The 22,454-nt window shown below is 67.6% G+C and carries 21 protein-coding genes; 12 read left to right on the top strand and 9 right to left on the bottom strand.

What is annotated here, in order from left to right:
• Positions 1–4: 4 nt before the first annotated feature.
• Positions 5–592, bottom strand: a complete 588-nt coding sequence (locus ACMDW7_RS09275; protein WP_377301252.1) for a malonic semialdehyde reductase — start codon at positions 590–592, stop codon at positions 5–7.
• Between the two features lie 127 nt (positions 593–719).
• On the opposite strand from ACMDW7_RS09275, the gene ACMDW7_RS09270 reads away from it, so the two are divergent.
• Positions 720–1,763, top strand: coding sequence for an alkane 1-monooxygenase (locus ACMDW7_RS09270; protein ID WP_377301254.1), 1,044 nt, complete (start codon positions 720–722; stop codon positions 1,761–1,763).
• Here the strand turns inward: ACMDW7_RS09270 and ACMDW7_RS09265 are convergent.
• From ACMDW7_RS09265 to ACMDW7_RS09255, 3 genes are all read right to left on the bottom strand, one after another.
• Complete coding sequence (locus ACMDW7_RS09265) at positions 1,760–2,362, bottom strand: hypothetical protein (RefSeq protein WP_377301256.1); 603 nt, start codon at positions 2,360–2,362, stop codon at positions 1,760–1,762. The genes ACMDW7_RS09270 and ACMDW7_RS09265 overlap by 4 nt on opposite strands.
• 20 nt (positions 2,363–2,382) lie before the next feature.
• Complete coding sequence (locus tag ACMDW7_RS09260; RefSeq protein ID WP_377301257.1) at positions 2,383–3,774, bottom strand: hypothetical protein; 1,392 nt, start codon at positions 3,772–3,774, stop codon at positions 2,383–2,385.
• Between the two features lie 197 nt (positions 3,775–3,971).
• Positions 3,972–4,469, bottom strand: coding sequence for a tetratricopeptide repeat protein (locus ACMDW7_RS09255; RefSeq protein WP_377301259.1), 498 nt, complete (start codon positions 4,467–4,469; stop codon positions 3,972–3,974).
• Between the two features lie 363 nt (positions 4,470–4,832).
• Between ACMDW7_RS09255 and ACMDW7_RS09250 the strand changes: the two genes are divergently transcribed.
• From ACMDW7_RS09250 to ACMDW7_RS09240, 3 genes are all read left to right on the top strand, one after another.
• On the top strand, positions 4,833–5,936 hold the full coding sequence (locus ACMDW7_RS09250) for a TerB family tellurite resistance protein (RefSeq protein WP_377301261.1): 1,104 nt from the start codon (positions 4,833–4,835) through the stop codon (positions 5,934–5,936).
• A 176-nt stretch (positions 5,937–6,112) separates the two neighbouring features.
• Positions 6,113–7,621: a S41 family peptidase gene (locus tag ACMDW7_RS09245; protein WP_377301263.1), complete on the top strand. Its 1,509-nt coding sequence runs from the start codon at positions 6,113–6,115 to the stop codon at positions 7,619–7,621.
• Between the two features lie 75 nt (positions 7,622–7,696).
• Entirely contained in the window at positions 7,697–8,995 is a 1,299-nt protein-coding gene (locus tag ACMDW7_RS09240) for a Coenzyme F420 hydrogenase/dehydrogenase, beta subunit C-terminal domain (RefSeq protein WP_377301265.1), read from the top strand.
• Positions 8,996–9,217: 222 nt separating this feature from the next.
• On the opposite strand, the gene ACMDW7_RS09235 is transcribed toward ACMDW7_RS09240, so the two are convergent.
• The 3 genes from ACMDW7_RS09235 to ACMDW7_RS09225 form a co-directional block, all read right to left on the bottom strand.
• Positions 9,218–10,216, bottom strand: coding sequence for a DMT family transporter (locus ACMDW7_RS09235; protein ID WP_377301267.1), 999 nt, complete (start codon positions 10,214–10,216; stop codon positions 9,218–9,220).
• A 65-nt stretch (positions 10,217–10,281) separates the two neighbouring features.
• On the bottom strand, positions 10,282–10,905 hold the full coding sequence (locus tag ACMDW7_RS09230; RefSeq protein WP_377301269.1) for a DUF2971 domain-containing protein: 624 nt from the start codon (positions 10,903–10,905) through the stop codon (positions 10,282–10,284).
• A 14-nt stretch (positions 10,906–10,919) separates the two neighbouring features.
• Positions 10,920–11,843 carry an AraC family transcriptional regulator gene (locus ACMDW7_RS09225; RefSeq protein ID WP_377301271.1) on the bottom strand — a complete coding sequence of 308 codons (924 nt, stop codon included), beginning with the start codon at positions 11,841–11,843 and terminating at the stop codon, positions 10,920–10,922.
• Between the two features lie 204 nt (positions 11,844–12,047).
• Here ACMDW7_RS09225 and ACMDW7_RS09220 point away from each other — a divergent pair, with 204 nt between their 5' ends.
• From ACMDW7_RS09220 to ACMDW7_RS09210, 3 genes are all read left to right on the top strand, one after another.
• Positions 12,048–12,593: a DUF3558 family protein gene (locus ACMDW7_RS09220; RefSeq protein ID WP_377301273.1), complete on the top strand. Its 546-nt coding sequence runs from the start codon at positions 12,048–12,050 to the stop codon at positions 12,591–12,593.
• Positions 12,594–12,690: 97 nt separating this feature from the next.
• Entirely contained in the window at positions 12,691–13,494 is an 804-nt protein-coding gene (locus ACMDW7_RS09215; RefSeq protein ID WP_377301275.1) for a YecA family protein, read from the top strand.
• Entirely contained in the window at positions 13,491–14,501 is a 1,011-nt protein-coding gene (locus tag ACMDW7_RS09210; protein WP_377301276.1) for a Bug family tripartite tricarboxylate transporter substrate binding protein, read from the top strand. Before ACMDW7_RS09215 ends, ACMDW7_RS09210 begins: the two co-directional genes overlap by 4 nt.
• Before the next feature lie 234 nt (positions 14,502–14,735).
• Here ACMDW7_RS09210 and ACMDW7_RS09205 read toward each other — a convergent pair whose 3' ends face one another.
• Positions 14,736–17,081 carry a CHASE domain-containing protein gene (locus ACMDW7_RS09205; protein WP_377301278.1) on the bottom strand — a complete coding sequence of 782 codons (2,346 nt, stop codon included), beginning with the start codon at positions 17,079–17,081 and terminating at the stop codon, positions 14,736–14,738.
• Positions 17,082–17,332: 251 nt separating this feature from the next.
• On the opposite strand from ACMDW7_RS09205, the gene ACMDW7_RS09200 reads away from it, so the two are divergent.
• The 3 genes from ACMDW7_RS09200 to ACMDW7_RS09190 are packed head-to-tail and all read left to right on the top strand — an operon-like array spanning position 17,333 to position 18,543.
• The gene (locus tag ACMDW7_RS09200) at positions 17,333–17,590 is read left to right on the top strand and encodes a DUF1653 domain-containing protein (RefSeq protein WP_377301280.1); all 258 of its coding nucleotides are present in this window, start codon (positions 17,333–17,335) and stop codon (positions 17,588–17,590) included.
• A complete protein-coding gene (locus ACMDW7_RS09195) occupies positions 17,587–17,931 on the top strand; it encodes a nuclear transport factor 2 family protein (RefSeq protein WP_377301282.1) in 345 nt (114 codons plus the stop codon). Before ACMDW7_RS09200 ends, ACMDW7_RS09195 begins: the two co-directional genes overlap by 4 nt.
• A 3-nt stretch (positions 17,932–17,934) precedes the next feature.
• Positions 17,935–18,543, top strand: coding sequence for a GNAT family N-acetyltransferase (locus ACMDW7_RS09190; RefSeq protein ID WP_377301283.1), 609 nt, complete (start codon positions 17,935–17,937; stop codon positions 18,541–18,543).
• Positions 18,544–18,616: 73 nt separating this feature from the next.
• Here the strand turns inward: ACMDW7_RS09190 and ACMDW7_RS09185 are convergent, their stop codons facing one another.
• Positions 18,617–19,201 carry a hypothetical protein gene (locus tag ACMDW7_RS09185; RefSeq protein WP_377301285.1) on the bottom strand — a complete coding sequence of 195 codons (585 nt, stop codon included), beginning with the start codon at positions 19,199–19,201 and terminating at the stop codon, positions 18,617–18,619.
• A gap of 516 nt (positions 19,202–19,717) precedes the next feature.
• On the opposite strand from ACMDW7_RS09185, the gene ACMDW7_RS09180 reads away from it, so the two are divergent.
• Both ACMDW7_RS09180 and ACMDW7_RS09175 read left to right on the top strand, forming a co-directional pair.
• Positions 19,718–20,914, top strand: a complete 1,197-nt coding sequence (locus tag ACMDW7_RS09180) for a PA0069 family radical SAM protein (protein ID WP_377301287.1) — start codon at positions 19,718–19,720, stop codon at positions 20,912–20,914.
• Between the two features lie 556 nt (positions 20,915–21,470).
• On the top strand, positions 21,471–22,340 hold the full coding sequence (locus ACMDW7_RS09175) for a prohibitin family protein (protein ID WP_377301289.1): 870 nt from the start codon (positions 21,471–21,473) through the stop codon (positions 22,338–22,340).
• Positions 22,341–22,454: the final 114 nt, after the last annotated feature.

Raw genomic sequence — 22,454 nt, 5'->3', positions numbered from 1 at the left:
GCGATCAGACGATCTTGCACACCTCGTCGAATTCAAATCGGGGGCTGCGGCCAAAGAGCTTGGCCGGGTCCCCGTAGCCCAGGCTACAGACAAAGTTGGTCTTGACCGTAGTGCCGCCCCAGAACTCGGCGTCGACCTTGGCCGCATCAAATCCGCTCATCGGCCCACAGTCCAGGCCCAGCGCCCTTGCGGCGAGGATGAAGTAGCCGCCCTGCAGGCTGCTGTTGCGAAACGCGGTGCTGCGGATGACTTCCTCGTTGCCCGCAAACCAGCTGCGCGCATCGGTGTGCGGAAAGAGTTTGGGCAGCTGCTCGTAGAACGCCATGTCCATGCCCAGGATGGCCGTCACGGGTGCGGTTCGCACCTTCTCCTGGTTACCTTGCATCACCAGGGGCACCAGACGCGCCTTGGCGGCATCGCTCTTGACGAACTGGATGCGCAGCGGCGAGCAGTTGGCGCTCGTCGGGCCCCACTTGAGCGTGTCGAACAGGCGCTTGAGCAGTGCGTCATCCACGGGCCGGTCTTGCCAGCCGTTGTGGGTGCGGGCGTTGAAGAACAGGGTGTCCAGGGCGGCTTGGTCCAGTGTGCTCATGGTCTTGAATGCTTGGGAGAGCCCGCGGCTCGCTGGCGGCAGGTGTTGAAGGTGCTGGCATTGTGCCGCACGCATCCGCAGCAGGTGGATCATTGGCCCTTGGGGAAAGCCACCGTATAACAAGCGAATGAACGGACTTCGCTTCCTGCTGGCGCTGCTGCTGATCATCGGACCCTGGCATTGGTTCCAGAAGGGTCTGCCCTGGATGACGCTGCTGCTGGTCTACGCCGTTCTGCCGCTGCTGGATGCGCTGATCGGCCCGCGCCCAAGCTGGTCTGCACCCGCAGCCAGCACCAATGTCCAACGCAGCTGGGTGGCCTGGCTGCCGCGTGTCACGGTGCCGGGCCTGTATGCGCTGGTGATCTGGGGAGTGAGCGTGGCGCCCGAGCTGTCACCAGCCGCACTGCTCCTGCTTGCGGCCAGCGTCGGCACAGCCACCGGTGGCATCGGCATCACCGCCGCGCACGAGATGGGCCATCGGCCGGGCCGCCTGGATCGCGGTCTGGCGCAGATCGGCCTGGCGCTGGTGGGCTACGGCCACTTTTATATCGAACACAACCGCGGGCATCACGTGCGGATCGGCACCCGCGACGACCCGGCAACCGCGCGCTTTGGCGAAAACGTCTACGCCTTCTGGGTCCGGTCGCTATACGGCAGCTTCGCCCACGCGCTCAAGCTTGAAGTGATGCGCCGCGAGCATCGCGGCCTGTCGGTACTGCATGACCGTGTCTGGCAGCTCACGGCGCTCTCGGCCGCTTACGCTGCGCTGGCCTGTGTGCTGGCCGGCTGGGCCGGGCTGGTCTTCTGGGTGCTGCAGGCGCTGATTGCCGTGCTGCTGCTCGAAACCACCAACTATCTGGAGCACTACGGCCTGACGCGAGAGCGCGGCCAGCCGGTCGCGCATGCCCACAGCTGGGACGGTGATCAATGGCTCTCCAATGCCTTCCTGTTCAACCTCGAGCGCCATGCGGATCATCACGCCCACCCGGAGCGTCCCTTCGAGGCGCTTCGCGCCACGCCTGCTGCGCCGCAATTGCCCTTTGGCTACGCCACCATGGTGCTGCTGGCCTGGGTGCCGCCCTTGTGGCGTGCCGTGATGCACCCCCGCCTGGCGAAGGTGCAGACTGCGGCATCGGTCACGCCTGCGGTGAATGGCGGGGTAGCTGACTAGAGCGCGGCCTGCAGCGGCACGGCCCGCTCACCCTGAGCGGGCACTGTGTATGGCGCCGGCACCCCATGCGATGCAGGCGCCGGCCGTGCTGAAGCCGCCGGACTGCCTGGCGGCGCCGCGGGCAGCAGCGGCAGGGTGGCTGCTGCTGTTGGCGCATTGGCCGCAACCGCCGCCACGCCTTGGGGCGCGGCGAGGTAACTCAATCGAACCGGTGCCGCCGGGACCCCATGGTCGCGGCCGCGCAGACCGTCCGCCTGGAGTTCGATCGGCCCGGTGCCGATGCTGCGGGCAATGAGCTGGACCGCATTGCCCACGGTTCGGACGTCCAGGGCCACGTCTGCATCGCCTGCGCGCAGGCGGATGCCCGCGGTCGAGCCGGGGTCGATCGGCTGATCGAACACCAGCACTAGGCTGCTGCCCGTCTGCAGCGCCAGCGGCCCGCCTGCAGGCTCCGCAAAGGCCAGCTGCGGTGCGGCAGCTGCAGGCTTTGGGGGCTCCATGCCGCAGGCAGTGAGCAGAAGTGCAGCAGCCCAGCCCACAGCCGCCGCAAGCCCGCAGCCGCGCGATCGCTGCCCGAGGGCGTGTACGGATCGATGCATGTGCATGACCATGCCCCGCGTCAGCGGCAGCCCGTGCCGGTACCAATGTCGTAGCGCAGCACCACGGTGCCGAACTGACTGGTGTTGCCCGTGCCGTAGGTCACGTTGGATGTGACAGCGACCCGGTTGCTGCGTATGGCGAGCGCCCCGCCGCCGGTCGAACTGGCGCCGGGTGCGCTGTAGGTGGCAACGCCGCTGCCGGCGAATGCCGAATCCAGAGCACCCGTGGCCGTCAAGCGGGCCACGAGACCGGCCTGGGTGCTGAAGTCGGCCGCAGTGAACTGCGCGCCCGAGACCACGGCCTTGCCGTTGCTTTGCAGCGCCACGTTGAAGAGGTTCGTGCCAAATGGACCCGTGATCTGGGTGAGGCCACCCGTGCCGTAGCTGACATCGAGCGCGCCGTTGGCAAGCACGCGCATGACCACGCCCGAGTTCAGGCCAGCACCGCTGAGGTCCAGCGCGGTGCCGATCGCGATGATCCGGCCGTCGGACTGCAGCGCCAGCTTGCGCACCAGGGTGCTGCGGCCCCCGCCCCAGTCATAGGCGGCGTAGCCTGCCGTACCAAAGCTCGTGTCCAGCGTGCCGTTGCTGTTCAGCCGCGCAATGAAGCCACTGAAGGGGCCGGGTGCGCCCCGGGCGCGGCCGGCCACCAGCAGCTGCCCGCCAGCCAGCGGCAGCACATCCGTGGCACGGCTCAAATTGCTCGCACCGCCGCCCACCACCACCGGGCTCAGCCACTGGATGCCGGCCGTCCCAAAGGTGTTGTCCGGCAGGCCGGCCGGCGTGAACTTCACCACCACGGCCTGCTGTTGGTTGAGGGTGTTCAGCGCCGTAGTGGCGACCAGCACCGAGCCGTCGGCGAGCACGTTCAGGCCCAGCAGCGGAAACACCACCGTGAGCGTGACCGATGCCGCGCCGTTTGCGCCGTAGTTGAAGTCCGGCTGGCCGGCCGGGCTGAAGCGGTTCACCGTGATGCGGTCCCCCCAGGCTCGGACCGCGATCGTGTTGCCGCTGGCGTCCAGGCGGGTCTGCTGCGACAGGCTGCTCAGCGGGACGTCGCTGGGTGTCCCGAAGGGCGCCACCACGCCAGCGCCGCCGTAGGGCAGATCCAGGCTGCCGCCCGCCGTCAAGCGCGCCACGTTGAAGATGCCGGACCCCAGGCCGTCGGCCCCGCCAATGGCGCCCGTGACGATCTGCCCGGTGCCGGTGTAGTCCAGGCCTTCGGTGTTGCCGCCCGGGCTGTTGGGCACAAAGGCAAGGCGCGCGCCCACGGGCACAAAGCCCCCGGTACTGGCCGGGCCGAATGCAGCGTCAAAGGTGCCAGCGGTGCAGGCGGTCTGCGCCATGGCTGGCGCAAGCAGGCCAAGGCCGGTGAGTGCAGCCGCGGCCAAGGCGATGCGGGGGGGTGTCATGCGAGTTCTCCCTGAGCGTGAGTTCGTACGGAAGTACGGTGCCGCGCAGCGTCGCGCGGCCGCCCACGGCTCACAAGCACCGAAAGATGGCTTGCGCCGCACGGGGGACGTGCGGATCAGGGATGCTCAAGGGATTGACCCGGGGCGGACGTCGCAGTATTTGCGCGCCCGGGGCGGGCGTCTGGCGCGCAGGCGGCTCAGCGCGCCGCGCGGTTCTTGCTGCGGTAGGCCTTGATGGCCTTGTCCAGATCCTGATACTCCTCGCAGCCCTTGCCGCACAACGCCGCCAGAGTGGCCAGGTGCTTTTCGGCCTGCTCGGGCTGCTTGTTCATCAGGTAGGCCTCGCCGATGTACTCGTGCGCGCCCAGATGCTTGGGGTTCAGGTCGAGCGCCGTCTTGTAGTTGGCAAAGGCCGCCTGCAGGTTGCCGCTCTTGCGGTGGCTGTAGCCCAGCAGGTTGTAGATGTCGGCGTTCTTGCTGTCGGCCTCGGCCATCTTGTTCAGGCGCGCGATGGCGCCCTTGTAGTCACCCTGCTTGATCAGCGCTCGAACGGGCGAGAGGTCCGTTTTCTCCGCAGGCATGTTGGGCGGCGGTTCTTCGGCGCCGATGGCGTGGGCCGGCGGGGCGATTGCGCTGGCGCAGGCCAGGGCGACAGCCACAAGCAGCGAGCGGGCTAGGGTGGGGATGGTGAACATGGACGGCCTCCTGAATGTGCGACCGACTGTAGCGTTGCCCTCGGCGCCCGGCGAGCCGCTGAAACAGGCGCTTGCCAGATGGCTCTCTCGTGCCGGTGGAGCAGCTTGCGCATGTTCGTCCCTGGACACTATGGCGAACTTCCAGCGTGTTTCCGCTTGTCCCATGCGGCTTTCCAGCCATTTTGGTCTGGAGGTCAGCCACCAGAGCCAATCTCACTTTCCGAATCGGGGTATGGAACCCGCTTCATCCCGCGCTGTCCCTCGCTCGTCGCATCCGGGGTTTGCCCCCGTGCCGCACAGCCCGCGGCCCCGCTAGCCTGCGGCCCATTCGAATCTCAACTTCATTTGCGCCGGAGCGCCTCCATGCAAGCCAGTGAACAGCAAGCCATCCTCACCATCGCCATGCTCACCGCCCTGGCTGACGGCAACAAGGCCGACGCCGAGCGGCAGGCCATTCGCGACCTCGCCAGCTCGCTCGCCGGCAGCGCCCCGGGCATCGACCTGCCCAAGCTGGTGCAGGACGTCATCCTCAAGCGCGCAAAGCTGGCCGACGCGGTCACTGCCCTGAGCAGCCCCGAACACAAGCTGCTGGCCTACGAGATGGCGGTCTGCGTGGCCGATGCCGACGGCAGCCAGAGCGCCAGCGAAAAGAAGTTCCTTGCAGAACTCAAGGCTGCGCTGGGTCTGCAGGACTCGCCCCAGGCCCAGGCCGTGGAGCAGCAGGCCGACGCCTTCGCGCAGTTTCTGGATGATCCGGTCAAGACCCCAGCCGCAGCGCCTGCCCCGGCAGCATCCAGCCTTGGCGCAGGCCCGGTGCTGGCAACGGCCGCTGTCGCAGGCGCCGGTGCGCTGGCGGGCGCCATGATCTCCGTCCCCGCGCCCGCGGCGCTGCCGGTGGCCGCTGCGCCTGTCGGCGGTGCCGGGCCGGTGGTGCGCGTGCAGCCCAGCGTGAGCGAGGCCGAACTCGACAAGAGCATCCTGAACTATTCCATCCTCTGCGGCGCGCTGGAGCTGCTGCCGCAGAGCTGGGCCAGCATGGCCATCATCCCGATGCAGATGAAAATGGTCTATGCCGTGGGCAAGGTACATGGCGTGGAGCTGGACAAGGGTCACGTCAAGGAATTCCTTGCCACGGCCGGCGTGGGCCTGGCCGGGCAGTACGTGGAGCAGTTCGGCCGCAAGCTGCTGGGCGGGTTGGTGGGCAAGTACGTGGGCCGCACGGCGGGCAAGATCGTCGGTGCGGGCACGGGCATTGCCATGAGCTTTGCCACCACCTATGCCCTGGGGCAGCTCGCAAAGCGGTACTACGGCGGCGGCCGTCAGATGAACACCGCCGTACTCAAGGACACCTTCGACAGCCTGCTCGGCCCGGCCAAGAAGCTGCAGGCTGAGTACATGCCGCAGATCCAGCAGAAGTCCCGCACGCTGGACGCTGGCTCCATCATGCGCATGGTGCAGGGCAAGTAAGGGCGGGGCAGGGCAGCGCGGCGTAGGCTGCCGCCTCGCCGTCCAATCACCCCGCGGTCACCGTACAGTCACCGCGCTTTCGCGATCCAGAGCCGGAATCCCTCATTCCGGCCCATCACGCTGTGCGCGGTGCGTTGCTCCGTGCAAGATGCAGGCATCCCACCACGGAGCCTGACATGCAGCGCAGAACCTTCCTTCAAGCCGGCGGCGCCCTGGCGGCACTGTGCGCTGCGCCCGGCTTTGCTCAGACCCCGGACCCGCTGCTCACGCCAGACGCTATGCGCAGCGACCTTGCCCTGCTGCGCCGCGCCTTCGAGACCCTGCATCCCGGTCTGTACCGCTACAACAGCCCGGCGCAGATGGCGGCGCGCTTCGATGCGCTGGACCAGCGCTTCCGTGAACCCAAGACGCTGGCGCAGGCCTACCTGGATCTGTCTGCGCTGCTGGCCAGCATCCGCTGCGGTCACACCTACCTGAACTTCTACAACCAGCCAGCAACCACCAAGCAGGCGCTCTTTGCAGGGCGCAACATCCTGCCGCTGCGCTTTGCATGGATTGGTGGCGAGATGGTGGTCACGGACGGCCTCGCGCATGCGGCCGACATCCCGCGCGGCAGCGTGATCGAAAGTCTGAACGGCCAGAGTGCGTCTGCACTGCTCGCGCAGCTCGTGCCGCTGGTGCGCGTGGATGGCAACAACAATGTCATGCAACCCGGTCTGCTGAGTGCGGACGGCGCCGATGAGATCGAGACCTTCGATGTCTTCCACGGCCTGCTGCACCCGGCGCAGTCCGTGCACCGGGTGTTGGCTCGCCGCCCGGACGGCAGCCGGCGCACGCTGGAGCTGCCCGCCATGGACGCCGCTGCGCGCAAGACCCAGCACCAGAACCAGCGCCAGGCGGATGCGGCCCGCCTGAAAGACGCCGGTACCCCCGTGGGCTGGACCTTCGCCATCAACGCCCAGGGCGTCGGCACCCTCACCATGCCCGGCTGGGCGGTCTACAACACGCGCTGGGACTGGAAAGCCTGGCTGGACGGCGTCTTCAAGCAGCTGGCCAGCGAGAAGGCGCGTGGCCTCATCATCGACCTGCGCGGCAATGAAGGCGGGCTGGACTGCGGCGATGAGATCCTCGCCCGCCTGATCGATGCGCCCATCGAGGTGCAGAGCCCGCGGCGCCTCGTTCGCTTTCGCGAGGTGCCCGCCGACCTCGTGCCCTATATGAGCACTTGGGACCGGAGTTTCCGCACCCTGGGCAAGGACGCCGAGCCTGAACCCCCCACCGGGGGCCGAGAGGGCTTCCTGCATCTGAAGCGCGAGTCCGACACGAGCGACCGCATCGAGCCCAAGGGCCCGCGGTTCACCGGGCGCACCGCGGTGCTGGTGGACGCTGCGAACCACTCGGCCACCTTCCGCTTCAACGGCATCGTGCGCCGCCATCGGCTGGCCACGCTCATTGGCGAGCCCACCGGCGGCAACCAGCGCGGCATCAACGGCGGGGCCTTCTTCTTCATGACCCTGCCCGCCACGCAGATTGAGGCGGACATTCCCCTGATCGGCTACTTCGCGCCGGGCAACCCGCCCGATGCCGGCTACTCGCCCGACGTGCTTGCTGTACGCACCGCGCGCGACCTGGCCGCAGGCACCGACCGTGCGATGCAGGCGGCGTTGCGGCACGTCGCGGCTTGAGGGCGTGGCTGACACGGCGCAAGCACTGCGTGCTTCTTGCTAGGCAGCCTGCGCAGCTTGGCTTACCGTGGCTGGATGAACGCGCCTGATCCGGCCCTCGCTGCAACGCATCCCATCGTCTGGGCCCCCAAGCCGCCTGAAGCCGCCGCCCGCGGCCTGTGCACAGACTGCGGCCTGTCCCGCACGGCGCTGGCCCGTGAATGCGGCAGCGCCTGCCAGTTCACCGTGCCCAACTACAGCCGCATGGAAGCGGCTGTTCACGGCCGCGCCAGAGATGCCGCGCGGCCCGATGAACTGCATTTCGGCCCCATGCAGGGCATGTTCCGCGCCCGGCTGCGTACGCCGCTGGCCGGGGCGCAGTGGACGGGCATCACCACCCGCTTGGCTGCAGGCCTACTTGAGCGCGGCGAGGTGGATGCCGTGCTCTGTATGGCGCCGGACCCGGACGACGCATGGAAGCCCATGCCGGTGATCGTGACCCAGCCCGAGGGCATGGCCGCCTGCCGCGGCATGCGCATGGGCTATGCGCCGCTGCTCTCGCTCATCGAGCCCGCGCTGGCTGCCGGCCACACGCGGCTGGCCGTCATCGGCATCCCCTGCCAGATCTACGCCCTGCGCAGCATCGAAGCCCAGCTCCAGCGCGAGCATGGCCTGCAGAGCCTCACGGTGATCGGCACGCCCTGTTCGGACAACACCACCACCGCCAACTTCCATGCCTTTCTGGAGCGCATCGGCCAGTACATCGACGCCGACCCCGCGAGCATCACCTACCTGGAGTTCCGTGCGGACTACCACGTGGAACTGCGCTTCAAAGACGGCCGCGTACGCGCCATTCCCTTCCTGCAGCTGCCGCTCTCCGAGCTGCCGGCCGACTTCTTCCCGCTCACCTGCCGCACCTGTGTGGACTACACCAATGTGCTGGCCGACGTGACCGTGGGCTACATGGGCGGCACCGGCCAGCAGTGGGTAATCGTCCGCAACGGGCGCGGTGCAGAGGTGCTCGAGGGCCTGGGCGAAGAGCTGGTGCTGGAATCGCCCGCCAGCGCCGGCAAGCGCGCCGGGCCTGTGAAGGGCTTTCTGGCGAATGTGGAGCGCGCCGCCGGCGGCCTGCCCCTGCGCAAGATGCCCAACTGGCTGCGGCCGATCGTCGGCTGGTTGATGCCCAAGGTGGGCCCGCGCGGGCTGGAATTTGCCCGTGCCCGCGTGGAAATGAAGGCCTGCGAGACCGTGGTCCACCTGCGCCGCGAGCACCCGCGCCGCCTGCGCCACATGGTGCCGCCGCATGTGTGGGCGCTGGTGGCGGCCTATGGCTTGCGGCCTGCGGGTGATGAGCAGCCTGAGGCTGCACGTACCGAAGCTGTTGCTGCCGAGTAGGAGCGTGCAGGCATACAAGCCTCGCCCCCGTGCGGTCTGACATGGGCTCTCCGCTTGTCCGCGGGTTTCGCAGCGCATGCGCGGTGCGCGGACAAGTGCTTGCGCCTGCCAGCGCAAGCCCCGTGCGGTCTGACATGGGCTCTCCGCTTGTCGCATGCGGCTTTTCAGCCACTTTGGCCTGAAGACGCGCTCTGGGGGCGGATCTTCATTTTCAATCCCGGGCTATGCGCCCTGTGACTGCCGCTGAAACGCCCGTACCCCCAGGATCACGCCAGCCACCAGCAATGCGATGCCGCCGGCCGTCATCCAGCCCGGCCACTGGCCGCGGTGCATGAAGCCGTAGGCGAGGGCGGCGAGGGTTTCGAACACGATGAGCTGGCCAGCCAATGAGGTGGGCAGCAGCTGGCTGGCGCGGTTCCATGCGAGTGTGCCCAGCCAGCTGGCAAAGAGACCAATGGCAAACATCAGACCCACGAACTTCAGCGGCTCCGGGCCGAGCGCCGCATCAAATCGTCCTGTGTCAAAGCCCGGCAGCGGATGAAACTCCAGCCAGACCATGAAACCCGCCCAGCCCGCGGCCGCCAGCGGCAGGGTCATGAGCCCCTGCGCCGTGGCCCATGCGCGGCTGGCCAGGTGAGGGTGGCGCTGCAGCCAGCGCGCGTTGCGGATCGGGTACCAGGTCCAGCAGGCCACGGCCACCACCGTGAGCAGGCCACCCACCCAGTAGGCGCGCACGCGGGCGGGGTCGCTCACGTCGATGCGCGCAAACTCCGTGTGGTTCACCAGCGCAATGCCCGTGGCCATCAGCCCCAGTGAAGGCGCCAGCCGCGCCCAAGGCAGGTGCCGGTCGGTCCAGTTGGCGCACACCGCAATCACCACCGGCAAGGTGCCGATGATCACGCTGCCCAAGGGCACGCCCGCCGCCTGGATGCCCGCGGCCAGAAACAGGTAGTAGATGATGTTGCCCACCAGCGCGAGCTTGAGCGCCTCCAGCCAGTCTGCCCGCGTCAGGCGGGACAGCGCCGCGCGGTCCGGCAGCACCAGCAGCAGCGCAATCAGCCCGAAGGCGAGGTAGCGCCCGAAAGCCAGCGCCGCCGGCGGGTACTGCGGCAGCATGGCCGGCGCGACGAACACCAGACCCCACATGAGGCCGGCGGCCAGGGCATAGGCGATGCCACGGGGGAGGGCGGCAGTTTCACGATCGACGTAGGTGACTTGCATGCCGGGATTGTGGCTGGGCGGCGGGGGCGGGGCTTGTACGCAATTGCTGCGTGCGGCGCCTCGATCTACTTCATCTCATATCGGTCATGAGAGAGTGCTGCCCGACGGACCGTGACTGAGCTGGCGAGGAGGCGCAGTCGTTCATCTGCCTCGGCAACTGCGCATCGCGCACCGAGTATCACCTCTCTAAGGTTGAGCTCCGCGGAAAAGGTCTTGAAGTAGTAGTCACCCTCTCGGGTGCAAGACTCAAGCTCGTACCAAGCACGCACTTCCTGCTCGTAATGCCAGTGAGCAAACTTCGTTGCCAGTATTTCTTGAATTGACTGCGTGTCGATTTCGGTCCGCTCGTCGCGTCGAGTGAATCGCGGCGCTGGTAACGCGTTCGCATAAGTCACCGTCATTGGGCCGTCATCTGGGATTTCGAACCCGAGTGCAATTCCGTAATGCTTGCGCGCGTAGTGGCTCCAAATGACCGGGTTCCCCCATCCTCTGCTGAAGCAGAGCACTCCCCACTGATCCGAGAGATTCTTTAGCGTCTCTGTGATGGCAATCGACTCTGCGGAGCTTCGATCAAGCGCAACCTGAAACTCGAATGGGTCATTGAGGTCGTCAAGTCGCGAAACCTTAAGTCGACGTTCTTGAATGGACCGGATCGCGTACTCCTCATCAAGAAATCGATAGACCCTCAACTTTGTATCTCCTCCTAGCCACGAATGCTCTTCGAATACGCCCCCGGCGTCACCCCAAACATCACCTTCATCCACTTCGACAGATGCGCCTGATCGACCAGGCCCACGGCAGTCGCGGCGTCTGCGGGTTGGATGCCGCGCGCCAGCAGCTGCTTGGCGCGGAAGACGCGGCGGGCCTGCACGTAGGCGTGGGGCGTGACGCGCAGCGCGGCCTTGAAGCTGCGCAGGAAGTGAAAGGGTGACAGCCCGGCCTCACGCGCAAGGCGCTCCAGATCCAGCGGGTGGAGCAGATGGGCTTCGATGTACTCGCGCACGCGCGGCAGCCAGACCGGTTCGCGGTGGGTGGCTTTGGCCTGTTCTGCGCCGGCGGGCGGCAGATTGGGCGCCACGATGCGCTGGGCAAACTCGGCCAGCAGGCCATCGAATTGCAGCGGGTCCTCGGTAGCGGTCCATAAGGCGTCCAGCAATGCAGTGGCCTGCGCTCCGTGCGTCGGGGCGTCCACAGCCGCTTGGCGAAAGTGCGGGCTGGCGCCTTCGGGCAGGCCGAGCAGTGCATTGAGCAGCGGCCGCTCGATGTAGATCATTCGGTAGCGCCAGCCTTCGTCGGTCTCGGCGCGGCCGGTGTGCAGTTCGTCATCGTCCATTAGCACCAGCGACCCCGGGCCGGCCAGATGCTCGCTGCCGCGGTAGCGAAAGCGCTCAATCCCGCGCTCGATCGCGCCTAGGCCATAGGCGTCGTGGCAGTGGGGCCTGAAGGCGTGGTGGACGATGTGGGCGCGATACAGCTCGATGCCCGGCCGGTGCGCCACGCGCTTGAAGCGGGCGCGGTCGGTGGGTTCGTCAAAGACCTCGGGTACGCCAGCCATGGCGTCCATGGGCGCACCCGCCTCGCCTGGGCGGCTTGCGGGTGCACGAGTGCGCGGGACCGAGGTGTTCATGGCACCGAGTCTAGGGCGCGCCGGGCCGAATTCGCACGCGCCCGCGCCCTGCACGCCGGCTCCCGGAACGCCCGCGCCGCCATTGCGCAAGCCCCTGTCCGGGGGAAGCGCCGCAGCAGCCGGACGGCTGAAATTCGTGCTCGCTGCGCTGCTGCATCCGACATGGCGCAGCCCGACCCGCATCGACTCATCAGGAATCCCGCAATGAATACCACCCGTCTGTTCGCCCTGGCCCTGGCCACCTCCTGTGCCCTTGCGGCCTGCGGCAAGAAGGAGCCTGCCCCAGCGCCCGCGCCCGCACCGGCGGCCGCTGCCCCGGCACCGGCACCTGTGCCTGCGCCAGCACCGGCCCCAGCGCCCGCACCGGCTGCCAAGGCGGCCTGTGCGCTGCTCACGGCCGAGGAACTGGGCAAGCTCGTCAGCGCACCTGTCACGGTGGCCAAGGAGGTGGACCCCACGCCGCTGTCCTCCAACTGCCGCTACTTCGCCAACGACACCGCCATGGGCTACACCGTGCGCGTGGAGGTGTACTGGTCCATGGGCAAGGCGAGCTTCGACGGCTACTGCGGCCCTTCCGCCAGCGGCATGAGCAAGGTCGATGGCGTGGGCGATGCAGCCTGCTTCGGCGACGAGATCCTCAACGCACTCAAGGGGGACCAGCTGGTGCGTGTGTTCGGGGCGCCCAAGGAGATCGGCAAGGGGCAGGCCAAGCTCACCGCAGTGGCCAAGGCCGTGATCGCCAAGCTCTGAGTGCGACAGGCCCGGCACGGGCGAAGGCTCTACCATGCAGCCTTTGCCCGCGCCGCTCGCCATGCGCCCTGCGGCCGGGCCAAGCGAAAGCCCCACCATGCCCGGACCCTCGCACCCCAACAAGCCCAACAAACGCCCCGGCCCGCTGGAGGGCTACGGCTCCAATGTGGATGCGCCGTTCACCGACGAGATGTGCGGCGAGCTGGCCGATGCGCTGGCCAAGCTCGACGAACTGGGCGCCGACGTCATGCCCCTGGAGATGCTCGACGGCTTTCTGGCCGGCGTGCTGGCCGGTCCGCGCTCGATTGCCTTTGACGAGTACCTGCCGGTCATTCTCGGTGCCGACAGCCTTGAGGACGCACCGGTGTTCCCGGACGAGCGCGAGGAGCAGCGTTTTCTGGAGCTGATCCGCTTTCGGGCCAACAACATCGCCTACGCGCTGGCGCAGGATGACCTCAAGGATCTGTCCGATCCGCGCGCGCTCAGCCCCATCCTGCTGGATTTCGAGGACGAGGACGCGCCGCCGGAGGCGGGCGAGGAGCTGCCGCAGCGCGGTGAACTCTGGGCTGCAGGTTTTCTAGAGGCCGGCGATACCTGGCCTGAGGACTGGCGCCTGGAGCACGAGGAGATCGAGGAGCCGATGGACGAGATCCTGCGGCCCTTCATCGCGCTGTCCACCCCCAAGGCGGACTGGCCCGAGGGCATGCAGATTGCGGGCGAGAGCCGGGACGACTGGCTCGCCCAGGCCATCTGGGCCGTGTACGACACCTACGACTTCTACCGCAACGAGGCGCCGCCGCTGACGCGCCCGCCTGTGCGCAAGGCCGCCACGCCCGGCCGCAATGACCCCTGTTTCTGCGGCAGCGGCAAGAAGTACAAGAACTGCCACGGGGCGACGTGAGCCCCCTGCGCCGCCGTCTGCTCCTGGGCGTTCCGGCAGCGGCCCTGACCCTGGGCGCCGCGCACGCGGGTCTCGCGCAGACCGCCCCCTGGCCCAGCCAGCCGCTGCGCATCATCGTGCCGGCGCCGCCGGGCAGTTCACCGGACCTCACGGCGCGGCTGCTGGCCGATGCGCTGCGGCCCGTGCTGGGCCAGCCCATCGTGGTGGAGAACCGTGCTGGCGCAGGTGGCGCCATTGCCGTGGCCGAGGTGCTGCGCGCTTCGGACGGTCATACGGTGCTGATGGGTTTCAACGGGCCGATCACGGCGCTGCAGCACCTGCGGCCGGGCCTGCAGTACCAGCCACTCAAGGACCTGCAGCCGGTGGCGCGCGTGAGCAGCCTGCCCAACGTGCTGGTGGTGCCGGCCAGCCTGAATGTGCGCACGCTGCCGGAGTTCGTGGCCGCCGTGCGCAAGGCGCCGGGGCGCTGGAACTACGCCTCCGTGGGCAATGGCTCCATGTCGCACCTGAGCATGGAGCTGCTCAAGGCCGATGCGGGTCTGTTCATCGTGCACATTCCCTTCAACGGCGCGCCCAGTGCGATACAAGCGATGGTGCAAGGCGAGGTGCAGGCGCTGTTCACGGCCTGGTCCAATGTGCAGGGGCAGGTGGCCGCGGGCAAGCTGCACGCCATTGCGCTCAGCGACCCGCAGGCCAGCGAGCTGGCGCCCGGCATCGCATCGGCGGCGGCCCAGGGCTACCCGCGGGTGCAGGCCAGCCTGTGGAACGGCCTGTTCGCGCCGGCCGGCATGAACGCCGCCGCGGTGGAGCGCCTGAGCCGCACGGTGCTCGCGGCCCTCGCGCAGCCGGAGCTGCGGCAGCGCATGCGGCTGGCGGCGCTGGCGCCCGAAGCCCGCCCGGATGCGCAAGCTCCCGCTGCTCACCGCGAGGCCTGGGGCCGCCAGCTGGCTGCCGAAAGCCGGCAGTGGGGCGAGGTGATCGCGCGGCTGGGGATCAAGGCGGACTAAGGTTTGATGCGTTTTCGGACGAGATTTTGAGTCGCCGATTAATGGCCAGAAGCCGCTATAGAAAAGCGGAAAGCCGACTTTGGTTGAATAAAAATAAACCAATAACGGCCAGATTCCATGGTTTCTGGGTCGGCGTGGAGCACACAGCACGGTGCTCAAGCTTCAGGCCGCGGCATCGTGTCAGCCTGCCCTGTGCTGTACCTGCGACACGGCGCAAGGCAGAGCTGGAGCCGATCAGGCCGGCGTCTGGTCGCGCACGCGGGCGTAGGCCTGCACCAGTTCGCGCAGCCGATCGCGCTGCAGCGGCTTGGTCATGTAGGCGTCGAACCCGGCCGCCAGGCAGCGCTGTTCATCGCCCTCCAGGGCGTCGGCCGTCACGGCCACGACGGGCGTGCTGCTTGGCGTCTTGAAGGGGCCGGCGGCACCCGTGCCGGTGCGCAGGGCGGCCAGCGCGGCAAAGCCGTCCATGACCGGCATGTGGCAGTCCATCAGGACGAGGTCGTAGCGCTCGCGCGTGCAGTGCGCCAGCGCGTCCTCGCCATCCACTGCAAGGTCGATGCGCGCCACTTCGGCCAGCATCGCTTCGATCAGCGTGCGGTTGATGGCGTTGTCGTCGGCCACCAGCACATGGGGCAGGGCCGCGGCGCTGTTGGGTGTTTCCGGATTGGCCGACGCGGCCTGGGTGGCTGCCGAACTCGTGTCGGTCGCTGCGCTCGCAGGCGCGGCCGGCAGCTCGGCGATCGGTGCGGGCAGTTCCATGCGGAAGGTGGCGCCCTTGCCGGGGGCGCTGCGCACGCTGAGGCGGCCGGCCATGAGCTGCATGAGCTGCTGGCTGATGGCCAGACCCAGACCGACGCCGCCGTGGCGCCGTGTCATGGAACTATCGCCTTGCACAAAGGGCTTGAAGATCTCGGCTTGCACGGCGTCCGGGATTCCGGGGCCGGTGTCGATGACCTCGATCACCAGGTTCGGCTCGCCATTGGCCAGGGCAAAGTTCACATGCACCTGCACCTCGCCGATCTCGGTGAACTTGATGGCGTTGGATACCAGATTCATCAGTACCTGGCGCACACGTAGCCCATCCAGCTGCACGGCGTCCGGCACGGCGCGCGCCACCGTGCCGCTGAGCGCAAGGCCCTTGGCCGCGGCCGGGCGCTGCATCAGGGCCAGGGTGTCATTGAGCAGGGTCTGCGGCTGCACCACGGTCTTGATGATCTGCAGCCTGCCCGCCTCGATCTGCGAAAGGTCCAGTACATCATTCAGGATGCCCAGCAGCAGCTCGCCGGATTGCTGCGCGGTCTCCACCAGCTTGCGGGACTGCGCAGGCAGAGATTCCAGCGGCAGCAGCTGCAGACTGCCGAGCACGCCGTTCATCGGGGTGCGCAGCTCATGGCTCATGTTGGCCACGAAGCGGCTCTTGGCGCGGTTGGCGGCATCGGCCTGGTCGCGCGCGGCCACGAGTTCGGCGGTGCGTGTACGGACCTCGTCTTCAAGCTTGTCGCGGTAATGCGCCAGTTCGTAGGCCATGGCCTGGGTGCGTTCCAGCGCCTGCTGGCGGCTGCGCAGGTGCAGGGCGCCCAGCGCGGTGAGCAGGGTGCCTCCGAGCAGGATGACCCAGGGCAACGCTCGGCCGGCCGATGTGCTGGCGCCGGCCCAGGCCTGGCTGGGCTGCATGTCCAGAGTCCAGCGCCGGCCGCCGAAGTTCAGATTGACCGTGCAGAAGCCGCTGGGGCCGCAGGCCCGGCGCGCCGTGGAGGGCGCGTAGCCGTTGTCGTCGGTGGCGGTGTCGCCGAGCAACTGGTCGCCGTCCGGCGCATCGACATCACGCAGGCGCAGCCGAATCGGGTGTTCGGTCAAGCTCTGGAGATCAGCCAGCACGGCCGGGATGCGCAGCACCGCCACAGAAAAGCCGGCGCCGCCGTGGGGCGGGTTGTTCGGCACGGTCTTGAAGGCGATCACCGCAGGAATGGGTGCGGCGTCTCGCGCCAGGGTGATGCGCTCGCTGCTGGCCACCTTGCCAGTCTGCTCGGCGCGCTCTGCGGCCAGCATCAGCGCCGGGTTGCCGGAGCTGTCGTAGCCGTGGACCCGCCGGTTGGGCTCGAAGGGCACGATGTAGTCGGCCACGAGATGCCGTGGACGGGCCGGCGCGACGATGATTTCGTTCGTGTCGTTCTTGCGCTCGCGCAGCGCGAAGTCCGGGAAGCCCTCGGCGCGCACGCGCGCCTCAAGCGCAGTGCGGTCCGCTCCATTGACCCAGTGAACCCACTGAATGGATGCAAAAGCCTGGGTCTGGGCCAGCGCGCGCTCGACAAAGCGCTGAAACTCCCGGCGGTCCACGCCGCCGGAGCTGGCCTTGAAGTAGTCGTCCACCCCGTAGAGCACGTCTTCGTAGCTGCTCAGACGCCGCTGGCTCTGCGCGCCGAAGGCGGCGATCGCCGCGGACACTTGGTCGCGCTCGCGGCGCTCGACCTGCTGATATGTCAGCGTGGTCCAGATGGCGGTGATGGCCAGCCCCGTGAGCACGGCCATCCAGAAGGTGCGTTGACTGCGTTGCGGTGAAGGCGTGGGGCTGGGCGGCACAGGTTGGGTCAGCGAACGTCGCGCAGAGTCTGGTTCAGTCAGTGCGGGAAAAAGCGCCGATACGACGACCGTCTCTCGCGTGCCGCGCATGCACACTCGCCTTGGGCCGAAGCTCGGGTGAACCAATTTAGTGCAGATGCCCGGCCTTTGGCGCAGGCAAGCGGTTTGCAGCCGAACCGGTGCAGTGCTGCTGCATGCTGGCAACATAGGCAGGCGCGCGGCCGCGCCAATGGCCACGAGACGAGGAACACATGAGCGACTTGAATCCCTTGCCCACGATCGAGCCGGGCCGGTACCGCCACTACAAGGGCAAGGACTATGAAGTGATCGCGGTGGCGCGCCACAGCGAGACGCACGAGCCGCTGGTGCTGTACCGGCCGCTCTACAACGATTCCGGTCTGTGGGTACGCCCCTTCGAGATGTTCGTGGGCGATGTCGAGATCGATGGCCTGATGCAGCGCCGCTTCGCGCCGATCGCCAGCAGCGCCGCCGCTGAGCCGGGCGCATGAGCACGCCGGAAGCGCAGCTGCGCGCCTACCTCGCCGCCTATGCCGCAAAGGACCTGGACGCCATCGCCGGCATGCTGGCCGACGAGGTGGTGCTGCAGGACTGGAACCTGCGCGTGCAGGGCCGCGCCGCTGTGCTGGCCGAGACGCAGAAGAACTTTGACGCGGTGCGAACCCTGCACATTGAGCTGCTGCACCTGTATGCAGTGGCCGACGAGCACCCGCCACGTGCCGCCGCGCAGCTGCGCATCGTGGTGGACGAAACGATCGAGCTTGAGGTCGTGGATGCGCTGCACTTCGATGCGCAGGGCCGCATCACCGCCATTCGTGCCTACAAGGGTTGACCCATGAACGCATTGACCATGCAGCTCGTCACGCCGCAGATGCAGCACCTGGAGAGCTATGCCGCCGCGCTGCGTGCCGGCTGGTCCGCAGACAACATCCGCGGCGCGGCTGCGGCGGCCGAGGAGCTGGCCGCCATCGAGTGCGACGCCGAGAAGTTCATCGCCAGCCTCACGGACCGCGAGGCGCGCGGCGCGCCCGTCACCCTGGCCGATGGACGCACCGTGCCGCGCTTGCCGGGTTTTCGCATGTGGATGTGGGAGCGTGACGTGCACGGCGAGGGTGCAGGCGAGGGCGGTGGAGCGTTCTGCGGCTCGATCGGTTTTCGCTGGCAGCGTGGCACGAGCGAGCTGCCGCCCTGGGTGCACGGGCACATCGGTTACGCGGTGGTGCCTTGGAAGCGCCAGCGCGGCTACGCCACGCAGGCACTGGCGCAGATGCTGGTGCATGCGCGTGCTGAAGCGCTGGCCTGGGTGGACCTCACAGCGGATGCGGACAACCTGCCCTCGCAGAAGGTCATCACGAGCAACGGCGGCGTGCAGGTGGGTACGTTTATCGAGCCGGGTGCACATGGTGACGCTTCGGTGCTGCGCTTCCGGATTTCGCTGGTCTAGGCAGGCCGCGGCTTGACGTGCCGGTCTGGCTGCTTAGCTGCTTAGCGGCGAGGCGCACCCTCCGCCGCCTTGATCAGCGCGCTGCGGCGGCGGTGGCCTGGCTGCTCGCTGCAGGTGCCGTTCCGCCCGCGGCACTGGCGCTCGCAGCGGCCGGTCCGCTGAGCGTGACAGCGGCGGCGGCGCGTGCGGAACTGCCGTTGACGGCGCGATCGCGTGCCGCCATGAGCGTGGTGTCGGGCTGGGCGTCCGGCAGGGGCTGCATCACCACTTTCACCACCCGCGGGTAGTCGTACAGCTTGCCGGAGAGATGGTCGATCACCAGGCCGGTCATGCCGGCGAACACGGTGCCAGAACTCGTGGCCGTGCGGCTGCTGGCGGTCGTGCTGCCGACGGTGCCGCATCGGGCGCGGCATTCCACCCGCAGGGCGCTCATGGAGCGCTCCACCTTCACATCGAACATCGGGCCGTTGCCCCTGATTTCCTGGGCGGAGTTGCGCACGGTGCAGACCGCCGGCGTGCGCCACCGGCTGCCGTCGGCGTTGACGAGTTCCACGTCTACGGGCTGCGTCTCGCTCTTGAGTGCCGTGGCGCAGCCGCTGGTCAGCAGCACAGATAGTGCGGCCAGCAGCAGCGCGGGCAAACGGCAGAACACAGACACGGCAGACTGATCCCTGATTCGCGAGCGCCGTGCAATGGATGCCGGCGTTTCATGTGAATGCACAGAAGAAATTGCCCGTGGCCGTGTCTGAAACGCTCCTCGCTGGCACATCCGAGGGGTGGCGGTGCGTGCCGGAGGTCGTGCCGGGCGCAGTCAGGAGACATGACTGCGGGGCAGGGCTGGAATGACGGGGTGGAGACCCACCAGCTAGAGTTTCAAACAAAGCACACGGGCATAGCTATGTTCGGCGCGCGGGTCGGCGCCATCAAGCGTTGCTTTGTATCTGCCTCTTTCAGGAATAGACGAAGCCGCAACTGCACCCGGGGCGCGTTGCCAGATCGGCAAAAGCGCTTGCAGCCTGGGTTGTTCGGGAGCGGGGTTGCAAGGCCTCGCTTGGGGTGCGGGCAGCACGTCCTGTGAATGCAGCTTCGGGCGCATGTGCCCGCGTGCCACGGCGGACTCAGCTACCCCGCAAATATACTGTACAAATAAACAGTCATCGCCTAGAGTGCAGGCATGCCCGCGCTCCTGACCCGTGAAGCTGAACCCGACGCCCTGGCGCCACCGCCGGTGGCCACTCCGGTGCGTCTGTTCCGCGGGCGGGGCGCGGTGGGCAACGTGCAAGGCCGCTTCGAGCGCGATGTGCGCGAGGCTGTGGATGACGGCTGGGCGCCGCTGCGCTCCGGCATCGACACGGACGAAGACGACGAGCCCGCCGCGCTGCAGACCCAGGTCACCGCCGAGCATGTCCGCAGCATCATCAGCCGCAATGACAGCCCGGACGTCTATTTCGACTACTCCATCAACCCCTATCGCGGCTGCGAGCACGGCTGCGTGTACTGCTATGCGCGGCCCTCTTACAGCTATCTGGGCTTGAGCCCCGGGCTGGACTTCGAAACCCGGCTGTACGCCAAGGTCAATGCCGCCGAAGCGCTGCGTGCGGAGCTGCAGGCCCGCAGCTATGCGCCCAAGGTCATCAACATCGGCAGCGTGACCGATCCCTACCAACCCTGCGAGAAGCAGTGGGGCATCACCCGCGCTGTCATTGAAGTACTCAATCAGGCCCACCATCCGTTCACGATCATCAGCAAGGGCGGTCTGATCCTGCGCGATCTCTCGCAGCTGGCTGAGGCCGCGGCCGAGCAGCGCGTGGCCGTGTACATCACGCTCGTCACGCTGGACGGCACGCTGGCCCGCCAGCTGGAGCCCCGCGCACCCAGCCCCATGCGGCGGCTCAAGGTGATCGAGGCGCTGGCCCGCGCCGGCGTACCGGTGGGCGTGAGCGTGGCGCCGATCATTCCGTTCTTGAATGACGACTTCGCGCGCGTGCTGACCGCCGCGCACGACGCCGGCGCCCAGAGCGCCTTCTACACCGTCATGCGCCTGCCCTGGGAGGTGAAAGACGTGTTCGTGCAGTGGCTGCGCGCCCACTACCCAGACCGCGCCGAGCGCGTGCTCAACCGCCTGCGCGACATGCGCGGCATCCCGGGCGAGGCGCCTACCCACCCCGGCGCGGTCGGTGCCTCCACTGCGGGCCGCCTGAATGACCCCAACTTCTTCACCCGCATGAAGGGCGAGGGCATCTGGGCCGAGCTGATCCGCCAGCGCTTCGAGGCGCAGGTCCGGCGCCTGGGCATGAACCGGCAGCGGCGCCAGCTCAACATGGCGCTGTTCAATCCGGCGGCGCTGAGCGTGCAGGGCAGCCTGTTCTAGCGCCGGGTGCAGTGTGCTGCAGGTGCGTTGCACCTGCCCAAAGCAGGCTAGGGCGCAACCCCATCTCGGCGAGTGCGCCGCCACGCCGGGCGTCGCTGGGTTTGTGGCCTGCGCATCTTGCAGAAGCGCATCCGGACGGGCCGTCGAGCCAGCGGTCGCCAGCTTGCTTGGTTTATTCAAGGTGGCCAAAAACAATGTATTTAGAGAAAGAATAATCCGGCCTTCCGCAATTCAGATGAGCTTCTTGGCATGATTCTTTCATCCACCTAAAGCGGCCGATTTTGACTCATTGAAGATTGCCCTTCAGATGGCCTGCAAGCACTGCCCCAGCGGGGCTGCACACACGCGCAGCCCTTGAACACCCCTCGCGAGCGCCCAACCGGTTCATCCCGTGTGCGGCGCCTTGCAGCCCCTGTGTGGCGCATTCGTCGCAGCGGCGCGAGTGCGGGGCTGCGGCTTGCGTACAGTCGCGCCTCGCCTGTGCTGCCGTACCTACACGCCAGCGCGGCGCAACCCGCAAGCCCCAACCCACAGCCCACTAAGAAAGGTCCGAACAATGAGCATGCGCTTCCCCCAACCTGGTTCCGGCGGGGAGTTCGCCAGCAGCGGCGGTGCCAAGACCGCCGGCAAGATTGGCGCCGTCTCCATCCTCGTGCTCGTGCTGCTGACGGTGTTGATCGGCAGCTACTTCACCGTGCCCTCGGGCCATGTGGCCGTCATCACGCGCTTCGGCGCCGTGAAGCCCGCCATCTATGAAGAAGGCCTGCACTTCAAGATGCCCTTTGTGGACGACCGCAACCTCGTGAACATCCAGGTCCTCTCCTACGAGGCCAAGGCGGTGGACGCCTCCACGCGCGACCTGCAGAGCGTCTCAGCCACCTTCGTGGTGCAGTACGCCGTGGACCGCACCGATGCGCCCGAGGTCTACCGCAACTACCGCACGGTCGATGTGCTGCAGGCCCGTGCGCTGCAGCCCGCCATTGAGGAGTCTTTCAAGGCCGTCTCTGCCCAGCAGACGGCCGAGGAGCTGGTGACCCAGCGCGCCGCCGTGCGCGAGAAGATCCTCGTCAGCCTGCGTGAGAAGCTGCAGCCGCACTTCGTGACCATCAAGGACATGAGCGTGACCAACTTCGCCTTCAGCCAGGCATTTACCGAGGCCATCGAGCAGAAGGTCACGGCCGAGCAGCGCGCGCTCAAGGCCAAGAATGATCTGGAGCGCATCAAGATCGAAGGCGAGCAGCGCGTGGCCCAGGCCAAGGCCGAAGCCGACGCCATCCGCGTGCAGGCCGAGGCCATCCAGAAGCAGGGCGGTCAGGAGTACGTGCAGCTCAAGGCGATCGAGAAGTGGAACGGCCAGCTGCCCACTGTGGCTGGTGGCGCCGTGCCCTTCATCAACCTGAACATGGCCGAGGCGGCCAAGAAGTAAGCCAACCGCTGCGTTGCCCCATGTCTTGACCCGCCTGCTGCGCAGTGCGGCGGCGGGTCAGACCCAGGTGCAGCGTGAGCCAGGCAGGCCTGAAAGCACAAGAGCCGCACCGGT

The sequence above is a fragment of the Piscinibacterium candidicorallinum genome (assembly GCF_047549485.1).
GTDB lineage: Bacteria > Pseudomonadota > Gammaproteobacteria > Burkholderiales > Burkholderiaceae_C > Piscinibacterium > Piscinibacterium candidicorallinum.
This window is presented reverse-complemented; position numbering and strand designations above follow the sequence as displayed.

What these genes read in the sequence shown, in the direction of transcription:
- ACMDW7_RS09220 (WP_377301273.1), top strand. Translation starts at nt 12,048, where the DNA reads ATGAATACCACCCGTCTGTTCGCCCTGGCCCTGGCCACCTCCTGTGCC.
- ACMDW7_RS09200 (WP_377301280.1), top strand. Translation starts at nt 17,333, where the DNA reads ATGAGCGACTTGAATCCCTTGCCCACGATCGAGCCGGGCCGGTACCGC.
- ACMDW7_RS09235 (WP_377301267.1), bottom strand. Translation starts at nt 10,216, where the DNA reads ATGCAAGTCACCTACGTCGATCGTGAAACTGCCGCCCTCCCCCGTGGC.
- ACMDW7_RS09250 (WP_377301261.1), top strand. Translation starts at nt 4,833, where the DNA reads ATGCAAGCCAGTGAACAGCAAGCCATCCTCACCATCGCCATGCTCACC.
- ACMDW7_RS09255 (WP_377301259.1), bottom strand. Translation starts at nt 4,469, where the DNA reads ATGTTCACCATCCCCACCCTAGCCCGCTCGCTGCTTGTGGCTGTCGCC.
- ACMDW7_RS09175 (WP_377301289.1), top strand. Translation starts at nt 21,471, where the DNA reads ATGAGCATGCGCTTCCCCCAACCTGGTTCCGGCGGGGAGTTCGCCAGC.
- ACMDW7_RS09180 (WP_377301287.1), top strand. Translation starts at nt 19,718, where the DNA reads ATGCCCGCGCTCCTGACCCGTGAAGCTGAACCCGACGCCCTGGCGCCA.
- ACMDW7_RS09275 (WP_377301252.1), bottom strand. Translation starts at nt 592, where the DNA reads ATGAGCACACTGGACCAAGCCGCCCTGGACACCCTGTTCTTCAACGCC.
- ACMDW7_RS09265 (WP_377301256.1), bottom strand. Translation starts at nt 2,362, where the DNA reads ATGCATCGATCCGTACACGCCCTCGGGCAGCGATCGCGCGGCTGCGGG.
- ACMDW7_RS09225 (WP_377301271.1), bottom strand. Translation starts at nt 11,843, where the DNA reads ATGAACACCTCGGTCCCGCGCACTCGTGCACCCGCAAGCCGCCCAGGC.
- ACMDW7_RS09260 (WP_377301257.1), bottom strand. Translation starts at nt 3,774, where the DNA reads ATGACACCCCCCCGCATCGCCTTGGCCGCGGCTGCACTCACCGGCCTT.
- ACMDW7_RS09245 (WP_377301263.1), top strand. Translation starts at nt 6,113, where the DNA reads ATGCAGCGCAGAACCTTCCTTCAAGCCGGCGGCGCCCTGGCGGCACTG.
- ACMDW7_RS09240 (WP_377301265.1), top strand. Translation starts at nt 7,697, where the DNA reads ATGAACGCGCCTGATCCGGCCCTCGCTGCAACGCATCCCATCGTCTGG.
- ACMDW7_RS09270 (WP_377301254.1), top strand. Translation starts at nt 720, where the DNA reads ATGAACGGACTTCGCTTCCTGCTGGCGCTGCTGCTGATCATCGGACCC.
- ACMDW7_RS09215 (WP_377301275.1), top strand. Translation starts at nt 12,691, where the DNA reads ATGCCCGGACCCTCGCACCCCAACAAGCCCAACAAACGCCCCGGCCCG.
- ACMDW7_RS09190 (WP_377301283.1), top strand. Translation starts at nt 17,935, where the DNA reads ATGAACGCATTGACCATGCAGCTCGTCACGCCGCAGATGCAGCACCTG.
- ACMDW7_RS09195 (WP_377301282.1), top strand. Translation starts at nt 17,587, where the DNA reads ATGAGCACGCCGGAAGCGCAGCTGCGCGCCTACCTCGCCGCCTATGCC.